The sequence below is a fragment of the Sphingomonas sp. genome (genome assembly GCF_031380695.1).
In the GTDB taxonomy this organism is placed as follows: domain Bacteria; phylum Pseudomonadota; class Alphaproteobacteria; order Sphingomonadales; family Sphingomonadaceae; genus Sphingomicrobium.
Window position 1 is genome coordinate 1 of the sequence record NZ_JANMWY010000055.1, and the last position, 7329, is coordinate 7329.

The 7329-nt window shown below is 61.8% G+C and carries 8 protein-coding genes; 6 read left to right on the plus strand and 2 right to left on the minus strand.

The genetic code is table 11. The features are described from left to right. Both RMN84_RS02305 and RMN84_RS02310 read right to left on the minus strand, forming a co-directional pair. Positions 1-442: Phenylacetic acid catabolic protein (locus RMN84_RS02305; protein ID WP_309610595.1), on the minus strand; the 442-nt coding region annotated here is incomplete at its 3' end. Between the two features lie 205 nt (positions 443-647). Continuing rightward, positions 648-1514 carry an outer membrane beta-barrel protein gene (locus RMN84_RS02310; RefSeq protein WP_309610596.1) on the minus strand — a complete coding sequence of 289 codons (867 nt, stop codon included), beginning with the start codon at positions 1512-1514 and terminating at the stop codon, positions 648-650. 357 nt (positions 1515-1871) lie between these two features. Here RMN84_RS02310 and RMN84_RS02315 point away from each other — a divergent pair, with 357 nt between their 5' ends. The 6 genes from RMN84_RS02315 to RMN84_RS02340 form a co-directional block, all read left to right on the plus strand. After that, positions 1872-2852 carry a glycosyltransferase family 39 protein gene (locus tag RMN84_RS02315; protein WP_309610597.1) on the plus strand — a complete coding sequence of 327 codons (981 nt, stop codon included), beginning with the start codon at positions 1872-1874 and terminating at the stop codon, positions 2850-2852. Beyond that, positions 2822-3538: a hypothetical protein gene (locus RMN84_RS02320; RefSeq protein ID WP_309610598.1), complete on the plus strand. Its 717-nt coding sequence runs from the start codon at positions 2822-2824 to the stop codon at positions 3536-3538. The genes RMN84_RS02315 and RMN84_RS02320 overlap by 31 nt, the downstream gene beginning before the upstream one ends. Positions 3539-3624: 86 nt before the next feature. After that, positions 3625-4392, plus strand: coding sequence for a glucose-1-phosphate cytidylyltransferase (gene rfbF / locus RMN84_RS02325; protein WP_309610599.1), 768 nt, complete (start codon positions 3625-3627; stop codon positions 4390-4392). Positions 4393-4402: 10 nt separating this feature from the next. Next, a complete protein-coding gene (gene rfbG, locus RMN84_RS02330) occupies positions 4403-5494 on the plus strand; it encodes a CDP-glucose 4,6-dehydratase (RefSeq protein WP_309610600.1) in 1092 nt (363 codons plus the stop codon). Continuing rightward, a complete protein-coding gene (gene rfbH / locus RMN84_RS02335) occupies positions 5491-6858 on the plus strand; it encodes a lipopolysaccharide biosynthesis protein RfbH (protein WP_309610601.1) in 1368 nt (455 codons plus the stop codon). Before rfbG ends, rfbH begins: the two co-directional genes overlap by 4 nt. 206 nt (positions 6859-7064) lie before the next feature. Then, a partial coding sequence (locus RMN84_RS02340; protein WP_309610602.1) for a hypothetical protein occupies positions 7065-7329 on the plus strand: 265 nt, incomplete at its 3' end.

Sequence of the window (7329 nt, forward strand, 5' to 3'; positions counted from 1 at the left end):
CGACGAGCCAGCCGATCGCGCCAATGTCGGCCCACGTCAGCGTGGGATAGTTGAAGATGGTGCTGTACTTGGCCTTGCCCGAATGGAGGGCCTCGATCATCTCCTCGCGGCTCGTGCCGAGCGTCTCGGCGGCGCAATAGAGATAGAGGCCATGGCCAGCTTCGTCCTGCACCTTGGCGAGCAGGATCGCCTTGCGCCGGAGCGAGGGCGCGCGGGCAATCCAGTGGCCTTCGGGCAGCATACCGACGATCTCTGAGTGCGCGTGCTGGCTGATCTGACGAACGAGGGTGCGGCGATAGGCTTCAGGCATCCAGTCGCGCGGCTCGACGAACTCGTCGGCCGCGACCCGGGCATCGAAGGCAGCCAGCAGCACAGGGTCCTCGACGTTGCCGATCGGGTGGGCATTGCCATCGCCGGGCTTGCCCATTTCAGTGGTATACATCGACCATATCCTCGCCCGGGGTGAACATTTCACCCGTCACTAGCCCCGAAAATCGGCCCCCGACCTTTGGAAGTCAACGACCGGGCGCGCGCTAAGGCTCCAAAAACACCTCAACGGCCCAAAAACATGTCGGCCCGGACGAGCGGTTGCTCATCCGGGCCGACCATGTTCAGCGATTGCCCTTGAGGGCAATCAGCCCGGCGTCTTAACCACGCTCGCCCTTGGCGGGCGGCGGCGGCGGCGGCGGCGGCGGCGGCGGAGCCGGGCAGACGTCGGTCGCCAGAATCACCGACCCATCCGGGCAGGTCTGCGTCGCCGGGGGCGGCGGCGGCGGCGGCGGCGGAGCCTCGACAACCGGCGGCGGCGGCGGAGCAGGCGGCGCGAAGTTGAAGATCAGGCTCGCCAGCAGGCTGTGCGAGTGGAAGAACGACCGCGCGCCGGTGTAGCCCGGAAGGCCGGCACCGTAGAGATCACCCTTGAGCGTACCCGCAGAGAAGTAACGATACTTCAGGCCAGCATCGATGTTGGGGCTGATCGCGGTGCGAACACCGACGATGCCCTGCCAGGCAATATCGTTGTCGCGCAGGTGATACTTCTGCGTGCCGAGATTCTCGACGGTCTGGCTGACGCGAGCGTAGCCAACACCACCACCGGCGTAGAAGCTGACACCGTCGTCGGCACCGAGATCGATCAACGCATTGACCATCAGGCTGGTGGCGTTGGCGCGACCAAAGCCATTATAGAAACCACCACGAGCAGCACCTGCCGGAAACGGACCCGGAGCGTTGGGATCGACGGTGTAATTCTTGTCCTTGGCATGCTTGCGGGCGATTTCGGCCTCAAGCCGGAACATGCCGAAGTCATAACCGGCAATGGCGTCGATGTCGTAGCCCAGCTTGTGCTTTACATCGAGAAAATCGACGTAAGTTCCACTCGACGAGAGACGATCCCAGTCCGAATGCTGAACCTTCATCAGGCCGCCTTCGATCCCGATGTAGCCCGCGCCGTCACGTGCCATCGCTGGCGATGCGACCACCATCATGGCCGCGGTTGCGAACAGTAACTTTTTCATAAGCTATACCCCTTGCCTTACTTCTGAATGACTTCGAACAATCTAGTTAAAAACAAGTGACAATGGAAGTCATATCCCATCACCCCATAACCCCCACCGAGGGAATGTTACAGCGCTTCAAACCGTTTGGGACCCGTTCGTTCCCCGGAAATTCGAACAAGCTGCGTAATTGTGGCCGCAGCGCAACACCTCTATCAGCCTCAATCGCGTAATATCCCATGCAAGTCACTACTCGAGAACAGTTTTCTTTGTTTTGGTTAACCCACTTTTAATACTCCGCCGAGATGATCTTCGCATTGCCGGGTCCTAGCGAGCCGCCTATCGGCCCCATTCCTCCCACGATCGTCGAGTGATCATTTGACCCTGCGGCGACCGCCGACCCTGTTTCTGATTGGCTTGATCCTGCTGATTGGCTTGGCCGCGCGGCTGGCCAACATCGGGTTCGGCCTGCCCGCGATGTACGATCCGGATGAGCCACTGTTCGTACTGAAGGCGTTCGGGCTGATCAACGGTCACACGCTCAACCCCGGCTGGTTCGGGCACCCAGGGACGACGACAATTTACCTGCTGGCGCTGATCGACATTGTCGTTGCGCTGGTCGGCCTCGGCAGCGGGGCGTTCGCCAACCTGCCCCAGTTCGCCGCTGCGGTTTATGCCAATCCGGGGCTGATCTTCATCCCGAGTCGTATCGCGATGGCGCTAATCGGTGTCGGTACGATCTGGCTATCGTTCTTGATCGCGCGTCGTCTGTTCGATGATCGCGTGGGGGTTGTTTCTGCCGCTTTCGTAGCGCTGAACGCGGTCCACATCGCGTGGTCGCAGGTGATCCGGACCGACATAAATTGCTCGCTGTTCATGCTCGCGGCGCTGTTGTTCGCGATCCGCAGCGGTCAGGAAGGCCGCCTGCGCGATACAATCTGTGCGGCGCTGTTCGCCGGTTTTGCGACGGCGACCAAGTGGCCGGGCTCCTCAGTCATGATCGCCGTCGCCGGTGCGGCCTTCCATCTGTGGCGAGCCGACCGGGACATATCCGCGCTGGTCCGCAGGCTCGCGATTGCCACCATCGCCCTGCTGGTCGGCCTGTTCGTTGCCTCGCCCTATATCCTTCTCGACTGGCGCACGGTTATCGCCGATGTCGGCGGTAAGTCGCGGGCGGGCACCTCGGTCATTCGGGGCATGGCTTCGTTGCCAACCTCTGGTGGTTCCTCATCCATCAGGTCGCCGGATCGATGGGATGGGTCGGGCTGGCACTCGTCATCGGCGGTTTCATACTCATCACGCGACGCCCCCTGGCGCGCGCGACGTTGTTGCCCGCAGCCCTGTTGTTCCTGGTCCTGATCGCGTCACAGCCGCAGGTCTGGTCGCGCTGGATCACGCCGATCCTGCCGCTGTTCGCCATCGCCGCCGCGCTGGCCACTGTAAGCGCCGGACGATGTCTGGCCAAATGGGCAGCGCCGAGGTGGCGCGTGGCGGTCGTGCCGATGGTCGCCTCGCTCGCGCTGCTGCCGTCACTCGCCGGCGCGGTCGTGGGCGCGCGGGAACGAGCGAACGATACGCGCGCGCAGGCCTCTGCTTGGGCGATCGCGCACATTCCGGCCGGGAGCACGGTCGTGGTCGAGCAGCTCGCGCTCGACCTGCGTCCCCAACCGTGGCGCATCCTGTTCCCGATCGGCGAAGCCGGTTGTGTCGACGGGCGGCAAATCCTTAACGGCGGCGTCAAGCTCGAGAAAGTCCAGAAAGCGCGGCGCGGAAGCTCGATCGTCGACCTCGGCAATGTCACCCCCGACAAGTCACTGACATGCCGGGCCGATTACGCCATTCTGACCTATTACGATCTGTATCTTGCGGAACAGGAAGGCTTTCCGGAACAGGTCAGGCGTTATAGGGAGCTCATCGGATCGGGCCGGACGGTCGCCTTGTTTCGCGCACCGGCGCGGTTTGCCGGCTGGCCGACAACCCGGATCATCGCGCTCCATCCTCCACTCGTGCCGAAGCGGGTAGCGAAGCTTGAATCGCTCCCCTAAGGCAAGTTTTTGACGAAGGTCGTTTATGACGACTGAACCCGGTGTGCGCTGCAACGCGCAGCCAAACGCAACAATGGGGCACGTGAATGCAGGCTGTTATTCTGGCTGGGGGGCTCGGCACCCGTCTCGGCGAGGAAACCTCGGTCCGTCCCAAGCCGATGGTGGAGGTCGGCGGCATGCCGATCATCTGGCACATCATGAAAATCTATTCCGCCCATGGCATCAACGACTTCATCGTTTGCCTTGGCTATAAGGGCTATATGCTGAAGGAGTATTTCGCGAATTACTTCCTGCATACCGCCGACGTGACCATCGATCTCAGCAAGAACGCGATCGAGGTTCACCAGAACTGGAGCGAGCCGTGGCGGATCACGCTGGTCGAGACCGGGGCGGATACGATGACCGGCGGGCGGCTGAAGCGCGTTCGATCCTATCTCAAGGAGGGTGAGCCGTTCTGCTTCACTTATGGCGACGGCGTCGCGGCGATTGACGTGACCGGACTGGTGGCGTTCCACCGGAGTCATGGGAAGAAGGCGACGATCACCGCAGTCGCACCGCCGGGTCGGTTCGGTGCGCTGGAATTCAACGGCGACCTGGTCGAGAGCTTTCGCGAGAAGCCGGCGGGGGACGGCGGGCTAATCAATGGCGGCTTCTTCGTCGCCGACCCGAGCGTGATCGACCTGGTCTCGGGCGACGACGTGATCTGGGAGCAGGGTCCGCTTGAGAAACTGGCGGCGAGTGGCCAACTGGCGGGCTATCGCCACGAAGGCTTCTGGCAGCCGATGGACACGCTGCGCGACAAGATCCACCTCGAGGAACTGTGGCGCGAGGGGGCGCCCTGGAAGTGCTGGTAAGGGTGGGGACATGCCGGTGAAGGCAGGCCCTTGGGCGGGACGACGAGTTCTCGTTACCGGTCATACCGGTTTCAAGGGCGGCTGGCTGGCGCTGTGGCTGAACCAGATGGGCGCCGAGGTGACCGGCTTCGCGCTTCCCGCCGCGACCGATCCAAGCTTCTTCGAGCAGGTCCGGCTGGCCGAGCTAGTCCGCCATATCGAGGGCGACGTGCGCGACGCGGCGGCAGTCGAGGCGGCGATTGCGCAGTGCCGTCCGGAGGTGATCTTCCACCTCGCCGCGCAACCGCTCGTTCGCTACAGCTATGTCGAGCCGGTCGAGACTTACGCGACCAATGTCATGGGCACAGTGCATGTGCTTGATGCCTGCCGCCGGGTCGCCAGGGTCGAGGCAGTGGTCTGCATCACCACCGATAAATGCTATGAGAATCGCGAGTGGGTGTGGCCCTATCGCGAGAGTGACCCGATGGGCGGCCACGACCCATATAGCAGCAGCAAGGGCGCGGCCGAGATCGTCATCGCCGGTTACCGCCGCTCCTATTTTCAGAACAGAGGCCCGGCGGTCGCGTCGGTTCGTGCCGGCAACGTGATCGGCGGCGGCGACTGGGCGCTCGACCGGCTGCTTCCCGACATCGTTCGTGCCATGCTTGCCGGCGAGCGACCACTGATTCGCGCGCCGGGCTCGATCCGCCCGTGGCAGCATGTGCTGGAAGCGCTTAGCGGCTACCTGCTGATTGCGGAACGTTTGCTCGGCGGTGACCGTTCGACGGCGACGGCCTATAATTTCGGGCCGTCCGACGACGACGCCCAACCCGTTTCGTGGGTGGTCGAGCGTATGCTGGCGCAGTGGGGCGCCGAGGGATGGGACCATCCGCATGGCGAACAGCCGCACGAAGCGGTGCTGCTCAGGCTTGACTGCAGCAAGGCACGCAGCGAATTGGGCTGGCGGCCGGCGCTACGGCTCGAGGAAGCGCTTGCCAGAGTTACCGAGTGGCATCGCCACGTCGCATCGGGTGGCAACGCCCGCGAGATTAGTATGGAACAGTTGAAAGGTTATCGAGACGTGCGTAGCAAGCTTATGGCCGGACAGGGAATTTCGGTATGAACGAGCTTTCGAACAGCGCCGTTCAGGCCCTCGCCGAGAGTGCCGACGAGCCGCAGCTGCGCCAGCTGATCCTCGACCTGGTCGGGCAATATGCGCGCCAGCACCATGCCCCCAAGACGTTCATCCCGGGCGAGAGCGCGGTGCCGGTGTCAGGCAAGGTCTATGGTGCCAGCGACATGCAGTCGCTGGTCGATTCGGCGCTTGATTTTTGGCTCACAACCGGCCGTTTCAATACTCAGTTCGAGGAGCGACTCGCCAAACGGATGGGGGTCAGGCATGCGCTGACGGTCAATTCGGGATCGTCGGCCAACCTCGTCGCGCTCTCGTCGCTGACCTCGCATTATTTGCGCGGCGATGCGCTGAAGGCCGGCGACGAAGTCATCACGGTCGCGACCGGATTTCCGACAACGGTCAATCCGTCGCTGCAATATGGCCTGGTGCCAGTGTTTGTGGACGTCGATATCCCCACCTACAACATCAAGCCCGAGATGATCGAGGCGGCGGTCACCGACAAGACCCGCGCCATCATGATCGCCCATACGCTCGGCAACCCGTTCGATCTCGCCGAAGTGATGCGGGTCGCGGAGAAGCATAATCTGTGGGTGATCGAGGATTGCTGCGACGCACTCGGCGCGACCTATGACGGCAAGGGCGTCGGCACCTTCGGCCATGTCGGCACGCTCAGCTTTTACCCGGCACATCATATCACGATGGGCGAAGGCGGGGCGGTCTTCACCGACAAACCGCGGCTCAAGCGCGTGCTCGAATCGATGCGCGACTGGGGCCGCGACTGCTGGTGCGCGCCGGGGATGGACAACACCTGCGGCAAGCGATTCTGCCGCAAGCTCGGCGACTTGCCGATGGGTTATGACCACAAATATACCTACTCGCATTGTGGCTATAATCTGAAAATTACCGACATGCAGGCGGCGGTCGGCGTGGCGCAGCTCGACCGGCTCGACGACTTCATCGACGCCCGCCGACGCAATTTCGACACGCTGACGGCGCTGCTGAAACCTCTCGAAAATGAACTGATCTTGCCGGAGGCTACGCCGAACAGCGAGCCAAGTTGGTTCGGCTTCCCGATCACGCTGCGCAATACGTGCAAGGTCAAGCGCGACGATCTGACCCAGTTCCTCGACGCCAATCGCATCGGCACGCGCCTGCTGTTCGGCGGCAACCTCATTCGACAGCCATATATGCGCGGGCGAAATTATCGCGTGGTCGGTGATCTCACAAATGCCGATATTGTCACGGAACGGACGTTCTGGATTGGCATCTATCCGGGACTAACGGACAGTCATCTTCAATATGTGGCGGAAAAGATACACCAATTCATAACGGACCTTAATAGTTTGGCGTGATGGCTGCTTGCGGTTGTAGGTTTGCTGCGCTGCGGATAGGGAAATTCGGAGCGAAATATGACGTCCATGGGGTTAATTGTTCGTTAACTAGTTACACCAATATCAATGAGTTAACGGCGCATCGCCGGGATATCTTGTCGGATGGGGCCAGCGTGTCTTGTCGCGGAACGGGGGTGTCGCGGGGAGCGAGTACAGGGAGACTTCTCGTGTCTGAATCCATCTTCGACAATTTGTTTGTTCTCGAACTGGCGAACAATCATTGGGGGAAGATCAACCGCGGCTTGAAGATCGTCAGCGATTTTGCCCGGGTCGTTCGTTTCAACAACGTCCATGCCGCGATCAAACTGCAGTTCCGCGATGTGGACTCATTCGTTCACAAAGACTTCCGCGACCGGCCCGACATTCGCTACGTCAAGAAGACGCTCGACACCCATCTGTCGTGGGATGATCTGCGTCGAATGGTCGAGGCGG

Coding starts and splice junctions, on each gene's coding strand:
- rfbH (WP_309610601.1), top strand. CDS start 5,491: ATGAACGAGCTTTCGAACAGCGCCGTTCAGGCCCTCGCCGAGAGTGCC.
- rfbG (WP_309610600.1), top strand. CDS start 4,403: ATGCCGGTGAAGGCAGGCCCTTGGGCGGGACGACGAGTTCTCGTTACC.
- RMN84_RS02310 (WP_309610596.1), bottom strand. CDS start 1,514: ATGAAAAAGTTACTGTTCGCAACCGCGGCCATGATGGTGGTCGCATCG.
- rfbF (WP_309610599.1), top strand. CDS start 3,625: ATGCAGGCTGTTATTCTGGCTGGGGGGCTCGGCACCCGTCTCGGCGAG.